Below are 18297 nucleotides of genomic sequence, written 5' to 3'. Positions count from 1 at the left end.
GCTTTCCACTTACCGGAAAGCCGCCGCCTCGCTATATTGTCACCGTCACCGGGGAGGGGGGGAGTGCAGGCTAGGGTTGGGGCGCGAGCGCCTCCAGCACCTGCTGCTGGACCGCCGCCGTATTACTTGCCACCAGGGACACCGGGTGCACACCGGCGGCTGAAACGCCCGCGTTCTCGGGCAGGTCGCCCTCCAGGGTGGAGGCGACGCCGCCAGCCTCACGGATCAACGGCAGTAGCGCCGCCACCTCGTAGAACGACAGAGACGGATCAACCACAGTATCCACCGCACCCTCAGCGAGCATACACGCCGCCCAGAACGAGCCGTACGCACGGGAACGACCAACTGAGCCCAGAAGCTGTACAAGCTCGCCAGAGCGGTCCACAGAGCCTTCAGAGGCTACCTTCCAGGAGGCGAGGTCGGTGTACGCGGCAGACAGCTGATCCAGCTGAGTCAGCGAAGACACTTCAAGACGAGTCGCCTGCGCCAAGGACTTACCCGTGTACGCGCCCGAACCGCGAGCAGCCCACCAGCGGCGACCCAGCGCGGGTGCAGACACCACACCCACCACCGGCTCACCCTGATCCAGCAAAGCAATCAGAGTCGCCCAAACCGGCACACCGCGGCGAAAATTATCCAGCTCGGCAATCGGCGCAATCACCCACTGGCGCGATGCCTGACCGTTATAGCCGGCATGCTCACCGGCAATACCGTCACGAGTACGCACACGCGACAGCTGCGCACGCAGAAGCTCCTCAACCTCCTGAGCCACACCCGAGGCGTAATCGGTGGGTTCCTGCTCCTGCACCTGCGGTTCTGCGGGCTGCTGAGTAGCCTGCTGCCACGGCGCCAACGGCGTTGCGGCGGGTGCCGCCTCCTCGGGCTCTAGCGCCTCGGGGGCGGGGGAGAAGACCGGGCGGTCACGAAAACGCATGGCGCTCACACGATCGACGCTATCGGCAAGGATATGCGCAAGACGCAAATCGTCGGTGTACTGCTGGGGACGGCTCATAGTAATGCTCTTCTTCAGTATCGGTGATGTAGTCAGCAAAATGTGTGTGTAATGCAGGGGAGGGAAGCTAGACGAGAGCGCCCAGTTCCTTCTCTGAATCGCCCTCTTCAGGAGTCAACAGCAGCAGCTTACGTAGCGACTCCAGGCGGGCGGGGCCGCTCTCACCGGCGTGACCGGCGGCAACGTACGCCTCCAGACCGCACTCGGGAGCCTGCGCTGCGTGAGTACACGCCTTCGGGCAGTCCGCCGCACCGGGTGCCAGATCCACGAACGCCTCCACGACGGTCTCCGGCGGCACATGCGCCAGACCGAACGAACGAATACCCGGAGTATCAATAATCCAGGTGCCCGGCTCCATCGGCTCACCATTCGCATTCACCGGACGCAACGCCAACGCCGACGATGAAGTGTGGCGGCCACGGCCCGTCACCGCGTTCACATGACCGGTCGCACGCTCAGAGCCGGTCAGCGCGTTCACCAGGGTCGACTTACCCACACCCGAGTGGCCCAGAAGCACCGACACCTGACCCAGCAGCTCCTGCAGAAGCTCCTGAACCGGTGCCGACTCCAAACCGGCAGCACCCTCCTGGCTCGGCGCCAAACCATCCGAAGACGAAGACAGCACAATCTTCAAACCGCTTGCCGCATAGTAATCCAGCAGGTTCTGCGGGTAGCGCACATCGGTCTTGGTAATGCACAGAATCGGCTCAATACCGGCATCAAACGCTGCCACCACGGCACGGTCAATGAAGCCAGTACGCGGCTCCGGGTTCGCCGCAGCAACCACAATCACCAGCTGCTGAGCGTTCGCCACAACCACGCGCTCCGACGGGTCGGTGTCATCGGCGCTACGGCGCAGAATCGAGGTGCGCTCACCCAGACGCACAATGCGCGCCAGGGTATCCTTCGCGCCTGAGGTATCACCCACCAGGTCCACAAAGTCGCCGGTCACAATCGCGGTGCGGCGCAACTCCTTAGCGCGCGCCGCAATGAGGGTACGCTCCTTCTTAGTACCCTCATCAACGACGACCGACCAGCGGCCGCGGTCCACCGTAATGACCCTGCCACGAATCGCTTCTTTGAAGGTCGGGCGGTCCTTCGTGCGGGGGCGGGAGCCCTTCTTGTTCGGGCGCACGCGCACATCCGACTCATCCCATTCAGAGAAATCGCGCACGTTCATGCGGGAAGAACCCATTTAGAAGACCTCCTGGTCGGCGGTAGCATCAGCGGTGGAGGCGCCGGTCTGCCACTGCGCCAGCATGTCCTCCCACATCGCGGTAAATTCGGGCATGGTCTTAGCGACGGTGGCTACGTTCTGCACCACCACGTTGCCGCGGCGCAGACCAATAATCGCCGCGAAGGTTGCCATACGGTGATCCTCGTAGGTGCGCGCCAGAACCTGCGCAGCCTCAGCGTCAGCGGGGATGGGTGCCTCAATCACCAGCGAATCGGCGGTGTCGTGGGCGGTGCCTCCCAGACGGTTAATCTCGGCGGCGAGCGCAGCGAGGCGGTCCGTCTCATGACCGCGCAGATGCGCAATACCGGTCAGTTCTACACGGCCCTTCACGAAGGCGCAGGCGGCCGCCATGGTCGGTGCCAACTCGCCGCCGGCAGACAGATCAAAGGAGAAGTCACCCTCGGGAAGCTGCGCCGGACCGGTCACGGTCAGACGGCCCTCAGCGTAGCTCACCTGGGCGCCCAGCGCGGGCAGAAGCTCACGCCACATATCGCCCACCTGGGTCGTGCCCGGCGACGAATCAGCCGCGGGGGCGGGCCAGTGGGGAATAGTTACCGATTCGCCGGTAACCACGGCGGCGGCAAGGAACGGACCGGCGTTCGACAGGTCCGGCTCAATGGTCATCTCAAAGCCGGGGAAAGAACCGGGGTGAACCGTCCAGCGGTACTCGCCGCCCTCTGCTTCGTTGCCTTGGTTCGGGTAGTGTTCCTGCACCCGAATACCCATCTGGCGCAGCGCCTCAACGGTCATCTGAATGTGCGGGATGGACGGCACCGAGGAGCCCTCGTGCACCAGCACCATGCCCTGCGGCAGGCGAGGCGCCATCAGCAGCAGAGCCGAAACGAACTGGGACGACGTCGAAGCATCAATACGCACCACGGGCGCCTCAGAAACGCCCTCAGCGGAAGCCAGACCGGGGGAGCGCAGTACGAAGGGCAGCGCGTTCTCGCCCTGCTCACAATCCACCTGCACACCTAGCTGACGCAGACCCTCCAGGACCGGGCCCATCGGACGCTGACGGGCGTGCGGGTCACCGTCAAAGGCGAACTCACCCGGCAGCAGCGCCGCCAGGGCGGGCACAAAACGCATCACGGTACCGGCAAGACCGCACTCAATCGACACGGTGCGCGGCTGGGCGGAATTTGCCTGCGCAAAGTCGAGGGGAGTGACTTTTACATCCGGGCCGAACGGCGAATCGGTCGGCACCAGCTCAATACCCGCACCCAGCTGACGTAGCGCCTCAATCATCAGCGCCGAATCGCGCGAATGTAGCGGCGCACGCAGATACGAAGGGGAATCAGCCAGAGCGGCAAGCAACAGATAGCGGTTCGTGAGCGACTTAGAACCCGGAATATGCACCAGCGCGTTCTTGCCAGCGGCTTCGCTGGAGGCGGGTGCCAGGGGAGCGGGCCAATCACCGGGGGAAAGCTGCACTGCTGCGTCGCTCATATGTCCTCTTCTGGTTCAAATCATGGGGAGGGCGCAGACTCAGAGACGCTGCGCCGGTTGACGTCTACCCCTATTCTACCGGTTGAGGGTTTGCGCACCTCCGAGCGCTCTAGCCATGAGATAAGCGGCGTGAACCAGACAGCGCTAACCAACGCAACATGCAGAAAGGCGGCGCACCGCCATTGGTGCACCGCCTTAACTCATCGTCGGATGTCTGTACCCCAGCGGGGCAACAGCTCGGGGCAGCTTAGAGGTTAGCCTCGGCGCAGAACTTCTGCACATCCTGCAGCAGACGCGCCTTTAGCTGCTCGGGCGCCTGCTGAGCGCACGAAGAACGCATCTTCTCACGCACCATCAGTTCAAAGTCCTTCACATCCGCGCATTCGGGGCAGGCATTCAGATGCGCCTGAACCGTGCGCAGCTGCTCGGGGCTCAGCTCCCTATCGAGGAATTCGTAGAGGCGCTTGAGGGTCGCCGAGCAGGGCTGGCCGCCGCAATCCTCCAGCGGCTCAGAAGCCGCGGAGGCTTCGGGGACAGAAGAATTCTTGTCTGTGGTTGACATCGGGGTTCCTTTCACACGGAAGGCATAAAGCGTTAGGGGAGTCTAGCCCCAACCTGATGGGGGGGGCTAGATTACGTGTAGAAGAGCGAAGCTAAGAATCTGCAGGCACCTTGGAGCCAGAGCCCGCCGGAGGGGACTTTACGCCTTTGGTAGCCTTAGTGCCCTTGGTAGCCTTTGCCGACTGCGCCTTAGCGCTCGCCTTCGCTTCTGCCTTTGCGATGGTCGACGGGCGCAGACCGTTCTCACGTGCATAATCGAGCAGCTTCTCACGCAGAATACGGCGGCCCCGATGCAGACGAGACATCACCGTGCCCAGAGGGATATCCAGAATCTCCGCAATATCCTTGTACGCGAACCCCTCCACATCGGAGTAGTACACCACCATGCGGAAATCCTCAGACAGCTCGTTCAGAGCCTCACGAACCTCCGTATTCGGCAGGGCGCTCAGCGCCTCCGCCTCGGCAGAACGCAGACCCACCGCATCATGCTCACCGGCCTGAGCCAGCTGCCAATCCTCCACCGTCTCACCCTGAGACTGCTGCGGCTCACGCTGACGCTTACGGTACAAATTGATGTACGTATTCGTCAGGATGCGGTATAGCCACGCCTTCAGGTTCGTACCCTCGGTGAACTGGTGGTACGAGGCGAAAGCCTTCATATAGGTTTCCTGCACCAGGTCTTCAGCATCGGCAGAGTTGCGGCTCATCCGCAGGGCGGCAGCGTAGAGCTGATCCACATACTGCATAGCGTCCGCGGTGAAGCGTTCGCGCAGCTCGCGGGTATCCGCCGCGGTGTTGGTTTCAGCCATGTTCTCTCCTCTACAGGAACGCGCCAGGCGTTCACTGTCATAACGTAGAATTCTTCTCTTTATTCCGCAGGTCGCTCAGCGGACCTGCGGGTAAAGCAAAACCCCGGGTCCGAATAATATCCGAAACGCCGGGGTTTTAAAGTGTATGCAAGATACCTTATGCGTTGGGGCGCTTACCGTGGTTTGCGCCGCCCTTACGACGGTCCTTGCGCTTACGACCGCGCTTGCTCATCAGAGCCTCCTTATAGTGTTCATGGATGCACGCCCCACCTTCGCGGTGCGTGCCCCTATTACCTGCCCTAGCAGAGGCGGTCACCGAAATCGGTGCTCCACGCTATAAGGGCAACGCCGTCTATTTTTTCATAGAAACGGCATGATTGCATCTTGGAACCGGGATATGAGCGAAAAAACACGAACTTTCTTCCCGCCTTTTCGCTCTTCCGACCAAGTCCGACTAGGGGAGCGGGCTCTTAGCCGTGCTCAGGAATGTTCAGCCAGTTGTACCAGCCGCGGTGCAGAACCAGCCACGCCATCAGACCGTAACCGGACTGACCCGGACGACCGTCATTAGCGGCAAGGTCGTTGCGCCACTGCTCGTGGTGCAGCAACGGGTTGAAGGTGTCCACGTACACGTGGTTACGGCGGGTCACCACATCCGCGTACGCAGCCGACAGGTCAGCGATACGGCGGTTACGCTCAGCATCCAGGGTCGGCGGGGGACCGACGACCAGAACCTTAATGTTGTTCTGCGACGCCATGTCCACAATGTTCGCCAGGTTCAAACGCGAACGTGCGCTGGTCAGACCCAAGTCAATGTCAAAGGTCGACGGAGCAATAATGAGGCGGTTATCAGCACCGGGAACGAAGCGGCGGCGCGCCTCCTCGAACCAGCGTGCATTCAGCTGCTCGCTACCTTCATTGGGGGCGGCAAGGTTATATGCCGCAATGGATGCGGTGGTCTGCGGGGTGCGCGCCATAACACGGCCAAACCAGCCGAGGGTACGGGGATCGCCAACACCGGCGAGCAGGTCATCGCCGACTGCCACAATTCGAATATTGCGTTGCTCCACGGAATTCTTTCTTCTGCAGTATGCGCCCGCCGTGAGAGGCGGCAAGGCACGTGAGTAATAGTCTTTATATCTAGGATAAGCGCTTACCGGCCTCTTTTCGAACTTAATACCCTATCCGGTAAGTATCCGAGACTAAAAAACCCGTCTGCCCGTCAGAAACATCTGACGGGAAGACGGGTTTTGAAGAGCTAAATCATCAGCCGATCAGCTGTAGAAGACCTTAGCCTTCGAAGACCTGCTTGAGCAGAGCCTCAGCCTCAGCTGCGTGCAGCTTACCGGTACCAGCAGCCGGGGAAGCAGCTGCGGAGCGGGAAGCAAGACGCATACGGCGGTCGATCAGCGGCTGCAGGTTGAGAGCCATGAACGGCCACTGACCCTGGTTAGCAGGCTCGTCCTGAGCCCACACAACGTCGGTAGCGTTCGAGTACAGAGCCAGCTGCTCCTTGATCTCCTGCTCGGGCAGCGGGTACAGCTGCTCCACCGAGACAATAGCGGTCTTGGTGTCGCCGCGGCGCTCGCGCTCAGCTTCCAGATCGTAGTAGAGACGACCGGATACGAAGACCACACGCTCAACCTGAGCCGGGTTAATACCCGAACGGTCACCAATCACCGGCTGGAACGAACCCTCGGTGAAGTCCTCGATGGAGGACGCAGCAGCCTTCAGACGCAGCAGCTGCTTGGGGCTGATCACCACGAGCGGCTTGTACGGACGGTGCTGAGAGTGGCGACGCAGCAGGTGGAAGTGCGAAGCCGGAGTCGAGGGGCAAGCAACAGTCATGTTGTTCTCAGCGCACAGCTGCAGGTAACGCTCAACACGAGCCGAGGAGTGGTCAGGACCCTGACCCTCGTAGCCGTGAGGAAGCAGCATAACCAGCGAGGAGCGCTGGCCCCACTTCTGCTCGGAGGAAGACACGAACTCATCAATGATGGTCTGAGCGCCGTTTGCGAAGTCACCGAACTGAGCCTCCCACACCACGAGCGAGTCGGGGCGCTCCACCGAGTAGCCGTACTCGAAGCCGAGAACGCCGTACTCAGAGAGGAAGGAGTTGTAGATACGGAACTTGCCCTGGTCCTCAGAGAGGTGCTCCAGCGGCGACCACTCTTCATCAGTGATGTGGTCGTGCAGAACAGCGTGACGCTGAACGAAGGTACCGCGCTGAACATCCTGACCGCTCATACGAACGTCGGTGCCCTCCATCAGCAGCGAACCGAAGGCGAGCAGTTCACCCATACCCCAGTTCACGTTGCCGGTGCGGCCCATCTCAACGCGCTGCTCCATGAGCTTCTTCAGCTTCTTGTGGACGGTGAAGCCCTCGGGAGCCTTACCGAACGCGTCAGCGATGTGCTGCAGAGTCTCACGGGAGATCGCAGTCTTACCGCCGTGAACGACCTCGGTGTTCTGCTGAGCAGCAGGCAGTTCCAGACCGGAAACGTGCGCGCCAGCAGGAGCCGGTGCAGAAGACTGAGTCTCGACGAAGATAGCGTCCAGCTTCGAGTGGTAGGAGTCCAGAACTTCGTCTGCCTCTTCCTGAGAGACATCGCCACGACCGACCAGGTCCTGTGCGTACAGGGTACGGGTCGAGGGCAGGACGTCAATATCCTGGTACATCTTCGGCTGGGTCATCGACGGATCGTCAGCCTCGTTGTGACCGCGGCGGCGGTAGCAAATCAGGTCAATGACAACGTCGCGACCGAAGCGCTCACGGTACTCGAATGCCAGGCGTGCGGCGCGAACCACTGCATCCGGGTCATCAGCGTTGACGTGGAAGACCGGGGCCTTAGTCATACGCGCAATGTCGGTAGCGTGGGTTGCGGTGCGGCCGTCGTTCGGCAGGGTGGTGAAGCCAATCTGGTTGTTCACCACAACGTGTACGGTACCGCCGGTGGTGTACGCCTTCAGGCCAGCCATCTGCAGGGTCTCCATGACGATGCCCTGGCCAGCGAACGCTGCGTCACCGTGAATCAAGATCGGCAGAACCGGGTGGCCCTCAACGCCCTGCTCACGGTAGACATCCTGCTTAGCACGGACGATACCCTCGAGCACGGTGTTTGCAGCCTCAAGGTGCGAGGGGTTAGCAGCCACGTACACCTGGGTCTGCTTACCGGAATCGGAGGTGAAGACACCCTCGGTGCCGAGGTGGTACTTCACGTCACCGGAACCACCCTCGTAGGGTGCTGCGGTGCCGGAGAACTCACGGAAAATCTGAGCGTAAGACTTACCAGCAATGTTGGTCAGCACGTTCAGGCGACCGCGGTGTGCCATACCAATGGCAACGCCCTTCAGGTCGTTGTTAGCGGCCTTGTCCAGAACAGCGTCCAGCAGCGGAATCAGGGACTCGCCACCCTCCAGGGAGAAGCGCTTCTGACCCAGGTACTTGGTCTGCAGGAAGTTCTCGAATGCCTCAGCCTCAACCAGCTTGGAGAGAACACGCAGCTGCTCCTCGCGGGTGGGCTTAGCAACGCCGCGCTCCAGGCGCTCCTGGAACCATGCGCGAACCTCGGGGTCCTCAGAGTACATGTACTCAACAGAGAGGGAGCCGGAGTATGCCTCGTGCAGGCGCTCCAGGATGGTGCGCAGCGGCAGACGCTCGGCACCGCCGAAGCCACCGGTCGGGTAGACGCGGTCCAGATCCCACAGGGTCAGACCGTAGTTCTCCAGCTTCAGGTCCGGGTGCGAACGCATCTTGTAGCCAACGGGGTTGGTTGCTGCGGTCAGGTGGCCGTGCACGCGGTACGCGTGAATCAGCTGCTGAATACGTGCAACCTTGGAAATTTCGTGAGCGTCATCGACGTGGTTGTCGCGTGCCCAGCGGACCGGCTCGAAGGGAACCTTCAGATCGCGGAAGATAGCGTCGTAGAAGTCATCGCCGCCGAGCAGGTAGTGCTCAACCAGCTTCAGGAACTCACCGGAACCTGCACCCTGAATGACGCGGTGGTCGTAGGTGCTGGTCAGGGTGATGATCTTGGACAGGCCCTGCTGGGTGATGAGCTTCTCAGACAGGCCGCGGAACTCAGCCGGGTACTCCAGCGCACCCACACCGATAATCGCTGCCTGGCCCTTGGAGAGGCGGGGCACCGAGTGGACGGTACCGATACCACCGGGGTTGGTCAGCGAAACAGTGGTGCCGCGGAAGTCCTCAATGGTCAGCGCACCGTTACGGCCACGCTTAACAATGTCGTTGTAAGCCTCCCAGAACTCGCGGAAGCTCAGCTGCTCAGCACCCTTAAGGTTCGGAACGACCAGGTTGCGGGAACCATCGGGGCGGGGCAGGTCAATAGCCAGACCAAAGTTCACGTGCGCGTTGTGGATTGCAACGGGCTTGCCCTTCTCATCCACGCCGTAGGTCACGTTCATCGAGGGCATCGCTGCCACTGCGCGAATCACAGCGTAACCAATGATGTGGGTGAAGGAAACCTTGCCGCCGCGGGTGCTTGCCAGGTACTTGTTGATAGCTGCGCGGTTCTCAATGAGCAGCTTTGCGGGGACCGCACGAACGGTGGTTGCGGTGGGGACAGTCAGCGACTCTTCCATGGTCGTGACGACTGCCTTAGCAGGGCCGCGGAGGGGGACAATCTTGTCTTCAGCAGGTTCCACAGTTTCAGCCTTCTTGGTAGCAGCGGGAGGGGTGGGGTTAGCAGGCGCAACCGCAGGCTTCGGTGCCGCGGGAGCGGGAGTTGCAACAGGTGCGGCAGGCGCAACCGGTGCGGCGGGTGCCGCAGCGGGAGCTGCACTAGCGGTACCGGCGCCTCCCAGCGCCTTGTCGATGGTCTCAAAAATGGGCCACCATGAAGGGTCCACGAGGTTCTTGTCCTTCTGGTAACGCTCGTACTGTTCTTCAACGAACCATTCGTTACCGGCAAATTCCTCAGGCACCAGATGTTCTGGCAGATTTGGCACGTTAAACGCCTCTTCCAATTAGTGTGAATTTATCCGTCGCGTCCGGGACTCTCCCCGGCATAGACGACCCGCGTCTTCGAGGGGCGAATCATCACGCTGAGCATGTGCGCATCGCCTAAGATGGTGGCCGTATGTGCGGGGTGTGCACCGTACAAACCTGCCTAGCGTGCCGTGAACGTCGGGGTTCATCCGCTTGCTTGGCGGCACACTCATGCTCCTATGTATAAGTGTAAAGAGAATCACGGTGAACTTTCCAGCTCATCGCGCCATATCCGCAATGCAATTTTTCACTCTTAGGGATTAGCAATGAGCCGCGTGCGCAACAAGTGCTGTCTTGCGCTTGTGAGCAGGCACTCTACAGCACCGGGAAGAGACGAAACCTTCGCTAAAATATGGGGTATGGATGACCCTTTGAGTAAGACTCTGACTACTAGCCAGCGCAGAATACTGCCCGTGTACTCTGCGCAACACGGCACTGTAACACCCAAAAACACCACCTCCGATGCTCAGCATCTGGACAGCCTGGTTGCGGGGCTACCCCGCCAGGCCCAAGGCACCGCACACCAGCCGATGGAGGCGGTGGCTGAGTGGATCTGATTCTCCTACTCATCGGCCTGCTCCTCATCCTGGGAACGGGCTTCTTCGTTGCCGTAGAGTTCTCCCTCGTGGCACTCGAAACCGCAACCGTGCAGCAGGCAAAGGACTCCGGCGATAAAGCCGCCGACGCCGTCCTGCGCTGCCTCAAGACGCTCTCCACCCAGCTCTCCAGCTGCCAGATTGGCATCACCATCACCACGCTGCTGACCGGTTACACCCTCGATTCCGCCATCAAGGCGCTCACCACCGGCGCCATCAACAGCATGGGACTGCCCACCAGCGTGACCGACGTGCTCACCCTGGTGCTAGCGATGCTCATCGCAACCCTGCTCTCTATGGTCGTCGGTGAGTTGCTCCCCAAGGGCCTCGCCATTGCCGAACCCTACGACGTGGCACGCCGAGTTGCCCCCGCGCAGCTCGCCTTCACCCGCATCATGTCCCCGCTTGTGCGCGTCATGAACGGCTCCGCCAACTGGATTCTCGGACGCTTCGGTATGGAAGCCAAAGAAGAACTCTCCGCGGCACGCACCCCCGAGGAGCTCTCCTCCATGGTGCGCCGCTCCGCAGAAGAAGGCACCCTCGACTCCGATGCGGCACGCTTCGTGGACCGCACTCTACGCTTCTCCGAGCTGACCGCCTCCGAAGTGATGACCCCGCGTGGCCAGGTCGCCATGCTCGAAGACACCGCCCCCGTTGCCGAAGTCATCAAATTGGCACGCTCCACCGGCCACTCCCGATTCCCGCTCTACAAGGGCGACCACGACAACATCGTGGGTGTCGTGCACGTGAAGAAGGCAGTCGGCGTGCCCCCTGAGGTTCGTGAAACCCTCGAAGCCGGAGCTCTCGCAGAAGACGTGCTGCAGGTCCCCGAAACCCTGCACCTGGACGCGCTGCTCACCCAGCTGCGCCAGGGTGCCCTGCAGCTTGCCGTGGTCCTCGACGAATACGGCGGAACCGCCGGCATCGCAACCCTCGAAGACCTCGTTGAAGAAATCGTCGGTGAAGTCTCCGACGAACACGACCGCGGCCGCACCGAACGCCCCCTGCGCTACGGCAACGGCGACTGGGTGTTCTCTGGCCTGCGCCGCCCCGACGAAATCAACGCCCTCATCCCCGGGCTCGAGGTTGAAGAAAGCCCCGAATACGAAACCGTCGGCGGCTTCATGATGGAACGGCTCGGCCGCATCCCCGAAGTAGGCGACAGCGTCCCCGTACCCGGCGGTACCCTGCGCGTCGACACCCTCGAAGGCCGCCGCGTCGACCGCATCCGATTCACCCCCGCACCTAGCGCACAGGAACAGACCGAGAAGGGAGGCAACGCATGAACGACTGGGTAGCCATCGCACTGCTCGTCATCCTGCTCGCCGGTAACGCCTTCTTCGTCGCCGGTGAATTCGCCATCATGTCCACCCGACGAGCACAAATCGACCCGCTCGCCGAAGAAGGCAACAAGCGAGCGCAGACCGTCATCTACGCCCTAGAGAACGTCTCGCTCATGCTCGCCACCTGCCAGCTGGGCATCACCATCTGCTCGCTGCTGATTCTGAACGTCTCAGAGCCGGCGCTGCACCACCTGCTGGAAGTGCCCCTGCACCTGGTCGGCCTGCCCCACGCCATCGTGGACGTCATCGCCTTTGGCGTCACTCTGATTCTGGTCACCTACCTGCACGTAATCTTTGGCGAGATGGTTCCCAAGAACGCCGCAGTGACCCTCGCCGCGCGTGGTGTGGCTCTCTGGATTGTGCCGACTCTGGTGACCTTCTCCAAGATTTTTGCCCCCGTGGTTGCCCTGCTGAACAACCTGTCCAATAAGCTACTGTCGCTCATGAAGGTCGAAGCGAAGGACGAGGTCGCATCCACCTTCACCCTGGGTGAGCTGCAGACCATCGTGGCAACCTCAACCGCGGAAGGCACCGTGGAAGACGACGCCGGCGTGATTGAAAGCGCCCTCGAATTCACCGAGAAAGACGTCTACGAAATCATGGTGCCCGGCGATAAGCTCGTCACCCTGCCCTTCGGTTGCACCCCCGCCGAACTGGAACGTGCCGTGGCACGTAGCGGCTACTCCCGCTTTGTCGTCACCGACAACGACGGAACCTACATGGGCTACCTGCACGTGAAGGACGCCCTCGCCATCGCCCCCGAACGGTTCGAGGAGCCCTTCCCCTGGTACAAGCTGCGTTCCCTGGACACGCTTACCCCGACTACCGATATTGATGATGCGCTCGCCTCCATGCAGCGCAGCCGCACCCATATCGCGCAGGTGCGGGATGAGCAGGGCGTAACTCTCGGTGTGGTCTTCCTCGAAGACGTGCTGGAGGAACTGGTCGGCGAAATCAACGACACCACCCAGGATGCGGTGCGTGAGCGTCTACGCCGCCAGCAGGCGCGCGAAGCGCAGTAATAAGCCCAGTAGCCGCATCGTGAGATACCCCGAATAAAACGGGGAAATCTTGAGGCACACAGCCCGCCCCGCACTCTCGTAAAGGAGCGTACGGGGCGGGCTATTTTGCGGTCAAAAACGGTGTATGGGCACTCAAGGGGGCAGTCTCAGGCAGCGGTATGAAGCGGCAGTATAAAGTAGCGGTGGGGGAGTACCGTAGGCTGAGCTAACTATCCCTGTTGCATAAGCTACTGACAGGGAAAAGGGTTGCCTAACAGCACCCAAATGACACCAATAAAGAGTTGTTTATACGGGTGTGCGCATGATGTAGTTAAGAAACCTACAGACTAGAACGAACCGAAAGAGAGCCCTCATGTCGCACCCGAAGATCACCCGCAAGCACTTCCTCACCGCAATGGGCTCACTCGCCGCGTCCTCCCTGCTGCTGGCAGGCTGCGCAACCGAGAACAGCACCTCCGGTTCGTCCTCCTCGGCTGGCTCCAACGGCAAGGTGAAGGTCGTCGCCTCCACCGACGTCTACGCAGACATCGCCAAGCAGGTTGGCGGCGACTACATTGAGGTCACCGCACTGATTGCCTCCACCAGCACCGACCCCCACTCCTACGAAGCCACCAGCGCCGACCGCCTCAAGGCGAAGGACGCATCCCTGATCGTCATCAACGGCGCAGGCTACGACCTGTTCCTCGAAGACCTCGCAGGCAAGGACAACACCTCCCAGAAGATCGTGAACGCGGTCAAGGTCAGCGGCAAGCTCACCGACGCCGAATACACCCACCTGGTCGAGGACCACCGCGGCGGCGAACACCACGAAGACGGCGGCGACCACGCCCACGCACACGAGTTCAACGAGCACCTCTGGTACGACTTCGAAACCATGAAGAAGGTCGCCCAGCAGATCGCTGAAGAGCTCGCAGGCCTCGACTCCGCACACGCTGAGGCATTCCGCACCAACGCATCCACCTTCTCCAAGGAACTGGACGCACTGGACACCACCGCCAAGGCAATCGCCGGTGAAGGCAAAAAGTACCTGTCCACCGAGCCCGTGCCGGACTACCTGATTTCCTCCACCGGCGCAGAGAACGCAACCCCCAGCGAATTCGCTGAGGCGGCAGAAGCCGGCAACGACGTCCCCGCCCTCGTCCTGAAGGAAACCAAGGACATGGTCACCGAGAAGAAGGTCCAGCTGCTCGCCTACAACGAGCAGACCTCCACCTCCCAGACCAACGAGGTGCTGCAGGCAGCTAAGGACGCATCGGTGAACTACGTATCCTTCACCGAAACCCTGCCGGAAAACACCAACTACCTGGCATGGATGAAGACCAACGTCAGCAACCTCGAAAAGGCGCTCTCCTAAGTGACTGACAACAATAACGGTGCCACCCCCGCGATTTCCATTCGCGGGGGTAGCCTCGCTTTCGGGGCCCGCACCCTCTGGAAAGATCTAACCCTCGACATCGGCGCGGGCGAGTACTTTGCCGTGCTCGGCCCCAACGGCTCCGGCAAGTCCACCTTTCTGAAAGTCGTCCTCGGCCTGACCGGACTCAACGCCGGCGAAATCTCCGTGCTCGGCAAACCCGCACGCCTGGGTAACGCCGGCGTCGGCTACGTGCCGCAGCAGAAGTCCATCCCCACCTCCACCCCGATGCGCGCCCGCGACCTCGTGGGACTGGGCGTGGACGGACACCGCTGGGGCATCCGACTGCACGGCCGCAAGTACCGCGCCAAGGTCGATGAACTCCTCGAAGCCGTCGGCGCGACCGAGTACGCGAACGTGCCGGTGGGTCTGCTCTCCGGTGGCGAGCAACAGCGCCTGCGTATCGCTCAGGCGCTCGCGAACGACCCGAAGATTCTGCTGGCTGACGAGGCACTACTCTCCCTGGACCTCAACCACCAGTACGCGGTGGCTGAGCTGATTCACCGCTTCAACCGTGAACGCGGCGTAGCGGTGGTGTTCGTGACCCACGAAATCAACCCCATCATCGAGCATGTGGACCGCGTGCTCTACCTAGCGAACGGCCGCTTCACGGTCGGCTCGGTGGAAGAGGTCATGACGAGCGAGACCCTCACCTCCCTGTATGGAACCCCGGTGAGCGTGCTCAAGTCCAATGGCCGCTACGTGGTGGTGGGCGAGACCCACGCCAGCGACCACTGCCATATCGAGGGCACGGACCAGAATGTTCACGGATCCCATCTGAAGCCTGGCCCGTCCGATACGCAGCGCACCCTACACCTTCCGGGAGGAACCACTCGATGACTCTTCTAGCTTCCCTTCCCGCCCTGGCTCCGGTTGCCGCCGCACAGAATGATTTGCTCTCCCGCATTTTCGTTTTTGACCGCTACGGCGAGCTGCTGCACATGTTGCAGAACTCCATTTTTGCTGGCGCCGTGCTGGGCCTTATCGGCGGTTTCGTTGGTATTTTCGTGATGATGCGCGACCATGCCTTTGCGGTGCACGGCATCTCTGAAATGTCTTTCGCGGGTGCCGCTCTGGCGCTGTTGCTCGGCTATGATGTGGTGACCGGCTCCATGGTTGGTTCGATTGCTTCGGCTCTGCTGATTGCCTTTCTGGGTTCTAAGGCGAGTAACTCGAACTCGGTGATCGGTGCGCTCATGCCTTTCGGCCTGGGCCTGGGCATTCTCTTCCTCTCCCTGTACCAGGGTCGTAGCGCGAATAAGTTCGGTCTGCTGACCGGTCAGATCGTGTCCGTGGATGCCGACCAGCTGAACACCATGATTATTGGTGCGGTGGTTATTATTTCCCTGCTGGTGATGGTGTGGCGCCCGTTGAGCTTCGCCTCTTTGGACCCGGAGGTCGCACGCGCTAAGGGGGTTCCGATGCGCTTCCTGTCCCTGGTGTTCATGGTGATTTTGGGTATTGCTGTGGCGCTGTCGGTACAGGTGGTCGGTTCGCTGCTGGTGCTGGCGTTGCTGATTACTCCGGCGGCTGCGGCGATGCAGGTGACGGCTTCCCCGGTACGCACCCTGATTCTGTCGGTGCTGTTCGCGGAGGCGTCCATTGTGGGCGGTATTCTGCTGGCTCTTGCCGGTTCGCTGCCGATTAGCCCCTACGTGACCAGCATTTCCTTCCTGATTTACGTGGTGTGCCGTGTGATTGGCGGTGTGAAGCGTCGCCATAGCGCGTCGGGCCGCCAGCTGACGGAGAAGGCATAAACCTCTTAGAAGGGCTTATAGCCCCTGCTGACGGGTAATCCTTAAAGTAAGAGCCCCACCTCGTTCCCGAGGTGGGGCTCTTTACTGTCGTGCTGTGTTCGCGCTACGGATTATGCACCCGGTGCGCGAGGCGGGCTCAACCTGTTCGGCAATGTGTCGCCTTGTCCAGATGCCCTGTGTGTCGTGCTGTGGTGGCGTCAAAGATCTTTGAAGACGCCACCTCTCTTTTTCCTCCAGAGAAGGATCTTCTCCGGTGAAGGAAAGCCCCTCAACAGGTGAGGGCTGCGGCTTAGCCTGCTGCGTTAGCGTGCAGTGCCGCCCTGCGATTCTTCCTCGCGACGTGCCAAAGTGCAGTCCGGGCAGTAACCGGTCACTTCAACCACGTGCTCCAGCTCCGAGAAGCCGTGCTGCTTGCCCATGGCAAGTGCCCAGTCCTCGAGGGCGGGCGCTTCCAGCTCGATGGCGGTGCCGCATCGGCGGCAGAGCAGGTGGTGGTGATGGTCCTTTACCTGGCAGTGGCGGTACAGGGTCTCACCCTCAACGCCCTTGACCGAGTCCAGCTCACCGGCGTTAGCCAGCGACTGCAGCACGCGGTAGGTGGTTGCGAGAGAGACCTGTTCCTTGCGGTTCGCGAGGGTCAGGTGCAGATCCTGTGCTGAGATGAAATCGCCGAGCTCTTCCATGGTCGCCTTGATGATGCGACGCTGGCGGGTATTTCGGGCTTCGGCGGGCTTCGTAATTCTCCGTACGGGAATATGAGTGTCCATTGCTGAACCTTTCGGGGCGGAGGGCCGCCCCATTGTGTGGTCGATCTTGTCTTACGACTTTACACTAGAGGCGTTCAAAAGGTGGTTGATTTGCGGCTTATCTCAAAAATTGAAGCCGCCGCCGGGCGGGTGCTGGGGTTCGCGGTAGACTGAAACTATGAAGATGACGAAGTACACCCACTCATGTATCCGCCTTGAGAATGAGGGGCGCACCCTCGTTCTTGACCCCGGCAATTTTGCCGCTGAAGGCGAGCATGCCACCGCGCTGGAAGGCGCCGATTACCTGTTCGTGACCCACGCGCATCCGGACCATTTTGATGGTCCGTCGGTGCTGTCGCTGATTGCTGAGCGTGCCGAGTCGCAGAACCCCTTGAAGATTTGGGCGCCCGAGGCTGTCGCCCAGGTTATCAAGGAGGCTGTACCCGCTGCCGAGGTTACCGTTGTTTCCTCCGATTCTGAGTTCAGCGTCCCCGGTTTTGAGGTGAAGACTTACGGCGGTCAGCACGCTCTGATTCACCCGCTGATTCAGACCATCGCCAACGTCGGTTACCTGATTAACGGTGCCGTGTACCACCCGGGTGACTCCTTGGTGGTTCCTCACCGCGTGCGTGCGAATACCGTCCTGGTGCCGATTCACGCGCCCTGGTCGAAGGTTCAGGAGGTCATTGATTTTGTGATTGCGACCGGCGCGCAGTGTGTGGTTCCGATTCACAACGGCATGATCAACCAGAACGGCACCGGCATTATCGAGGGCCTGGTGACGAACTTCGGTGCGAAGTACGGCACCGAGCTGAAGCATCTGAACCCCGGCGAGAGCATTGAGGTTGAGGCGTAGAGCCTGAACGTTGAGCTTCAAACGCGCCGACGACGGCGCATGAAGGAGATTATTGTGAGCACGATTTTTACCAAGATTATTGACGGCGAGATTCCCGGTCGCTTCGTCTGGAAGGACGAGCACTGCGTGGCGTTCATGGACATCATGCCCCAGTCGGAAGGTCACCTGCTGGTGGTTCCCCGCGCGGAGATTGACCGCTGGCCCGACCTGCCGGCTGAGCTGGCGGCGCACCTGTTCGCTGTGGCGCACAAGATTTCTGGTGCCCTGGATCAGGCGTTTGATAAGGACCGTGTGGCTCTGATGATTGCGGGCTTCGACGTGCCGCACACCCACATCCACCTGTTCCCGGTTGATAGCATGGCTGAGTACGACCCCGCCAACGCCAAGAAGGACGCCACCGCCGAAGAGCTGGATGCGGCCGCCGAGAAGGTGCGTGCCGCCCTGCGCAAGCGCGGCCACGGCGAGTTCGTGCCGGAGGCGTAAGCGC

General features: G+C 61.1%; 17 protein-coding genes. 8 read left to right on the top strand and 9 right to left on the bottom strand.

Annotated elements, in window-relative coordinates:
- Positions 1-70: 70 nt before the first annotated feature.
- From HXO69_RS03715 to HXO69_RS03680, 8 genes are all read right to left on the bottom strand, one after another.
- A complete protein-coding gene (locus HXO69_RS03715) occupies positions 71-1012 on the bottom strand; it encodes an inositol monophosphatase family protein (protein WP_296545380.1) in 942 nt (313 codons plus the stop codon).
- A gap of 67 nt (positions 1013-1079) precedes the next feature.
- Complete coding sequence (gene rsgA, locus HXO69_RS03710) at positions 1080-2207, bottom strand: ribosome small subunit-dependent GTPase A (RefSeq protein ID WP_296545378.1); 1128 nt, start codon at positions 2205-2207, stop codon at positions 1080-1082.
- A complete protein-coding gene (aroA, locus tag HXO69_RS03705) occupies positions 2208-3698 on the bottom strand; it encodes a 3-phosphoshikimate 1-carboxyvinyltransferase (RefSeq protein WP_296545376.1) in 1491 nt (496 codons plus the stop codon).
- Positions 3699-3945: 247 nt separating this feature from the next.
- On the bottom strand, positions 3946-4260 hold the full coding sequence (gene rsrA, locus HXO69_RS03700; RefSeq protein WP_296545374.1) for a mycothiol system anti-sigma-R factor: 315 nt from the start codon (positions 4258-4260) through the stop codon (positions 3946-3948).
- A gap of 91 nt (positions 4261-4351) precedes the next feature.
- Positions 4352-5068: a sigma-70 family RNA polymerase sigma factor gene (locus HXO69_RS03695; protein WP_296545372.1), complete on the bottom strand. Its 717-nt coding sequence runs from the start codon at positions 5066-5068 to the stop codon at positions 4352-4354.
- Positions 5069-5225: 157 nt separating this feature from the next.
- Positions 5226-5300: a 50S ribosomal protein bL37 gene (locus HXO69_RS08990; RefSeq protein WP_095343185.1), complete on the bottom strand. Its 75-nt coding sequence runs from the start codon at positions 5298-5300 to the stop codon at positions 5226-5228.
- A gap of 238 nt (positions 5301-5538) precedes the next feature.
- Positions 5539-6138, bottom strand: coding sequence for a GDSL-type esterase/lipase family protein (locus HXO69_RS03685; RefSeq protein WP_005505446.1), 600 nt, complete (start codon positions 6136-6138; stop codon positions 5539-5541).
- 220 nt (positions 6139-6358) lie between these two features.
- The gene (locus HXO69_RS03680; protein WP_296545369.1) at positions 6359-10036 is read right to left on the bottom strand and encodes a multifunctional oxoglutarate decarboxylase/oxoglutarate dehydrogenase thiamine pyrophosphate-binding subunit/dihydrolipoyllysine-residue succinyltransferase subunit; all 3678 of its coding nucleotides are present in this window, start codon (positions 10034-10036) and stop codon (positions 6359-6361) included.
- A gap of 411 nt (positions 10037-10447) precedes the next feature.
- Between HXO69_RS03680 and HXO69_RS03675 the strand changes: the two genes are divergently transcribed.
- The 6 genes from HXO69_RS03675 (at position 10448) to HXO69_RS03650 (ending at position 16208) form a co-directional block, all read left to right on the top strand.
- The gene (locus HXO69_RS03675) at positions 10448-10633 is read left to right on the top strand and encodes a hypothetical protein (RefSeq protein WP_296545367.1); all 186 of its coding nucleotides are present in this window, start codon (positions 10448-10450) and stop codon (positions 10631-10633) included.
- Positions 10624-11958 (top strand): hemolysin family protein, encoded by a 1335-nt coding sequence (locus HXO69_RS03670; RefSeq protein WP_296545366.1) that lies wholly within the window; start codon positions 10624-10626, stop codon positions 11956-11958. Before HXO69_RS03675 ends, HXO69_RS03670 begins: the two co-directional genes overlap by 10 nt.
- Complete coding sequence (locus HXO69_RS03665; protein WP_296545365.1) at positions 11955-13037, top strand: hemolysin family protein; 1083 nt, start codon at positions 11955-11957, stop codon at positions 13035-13037. Before HXO69_RS03670 ends, HXO69_RS03665 begins: the two co-directional genes overlap by 4 nt.
- Positions 13038-13389: 352 nt before the next feature.
- Positions 13390-14391, top strand: coding sequence for a metal ABC transporter solute-binding protein, Zn/Mn family (locus HXO69_RS03660; protein WP_296545363.1), 1002 nt, complete (start codon positions 13390-13392; stop codon positions 14389-14391).
- Positions 14392-15291 carry a metal ABC transporter ATP-binding protein gene (locus HXO69_RS03655; protein ID WP_296545361.1) on the top strand — a complete coding sequence of 300 codons (900 nt, stop codon included), beginning with the start codon at positions 14392-14394 and terminating at the stop codon, positions 15289-15291.
- Positions 15288-16208: a metal ABC transporter permease gene (locus tag HXO69_RS03650; RefSeq protein ID WP_296545360.1), complete on the top strand. Its 921-nt coding sequence runs from the start codon at positions 15288-15290 to the stop codon at positions 16206-16208. The genes HXO69_RS03655 and HXO69_RS03650 overlap by 4 nt, the downstream gene beginning before the upstream one ends.
- 302 nt (positions 16209-16510) lie before the next feature.
- Here the strand turns inward: HXO69_RS03650 and HXO69_RS03645 are convergent, their stop codons facing one another.
- On the bottom strand, positions 16511-16975 hold the full coding sequence (locus tag HXO69_RS03645) for a Fur family transcriptional regulator (protein WP_060824573.1): 465 nt from the start codon (positions 16973-16975) through the stop codon (positions 16511-16513).
- A 157-nt stretch (positions 16976-17132) separates the two neighbouring features.
- Between HXO69_RS03645 and HXO69_RS03640 the strand changes: the two genes are divergently transcribed.
- The gene (locus HXO69_RS03640; protein WP_296545358.1) at positions 17133-17810 is read left to right on the top strand and encodes an MBL fold metallo-hydrolase; all 678 of its coding nucleotides are present in this window, start codon (positions 17133-17135) and stop codon (positions 17808-17810) included.
- A 54-nt stretch (positions 17811-17864) separates the two neighbouring features.
- Entirely contained in the window at positions 17865-18293 is a 429-nt protein-coding gene (locus tag HXO69_RS03635; protein ID WP_296545356.1) for an HIT family protein, read from the top strand.
- Positions 18294-18297 lie beyond the last annotated feature (4 nt).

Source organism: Rothia sp. (in: high G+C Gram-positive bacteria) (assembly GCF_015265375.1).
Taxonomy (GTDB): Bacteria; Actinomycetota; Actinomycetes; order Actinomycetales; family Micrococcaceae; genus Rothia.
Note: the sequence above shows the minus strand (reverse complement) of the source record. Positions and strands in the feature narration are given on the sequence as shown.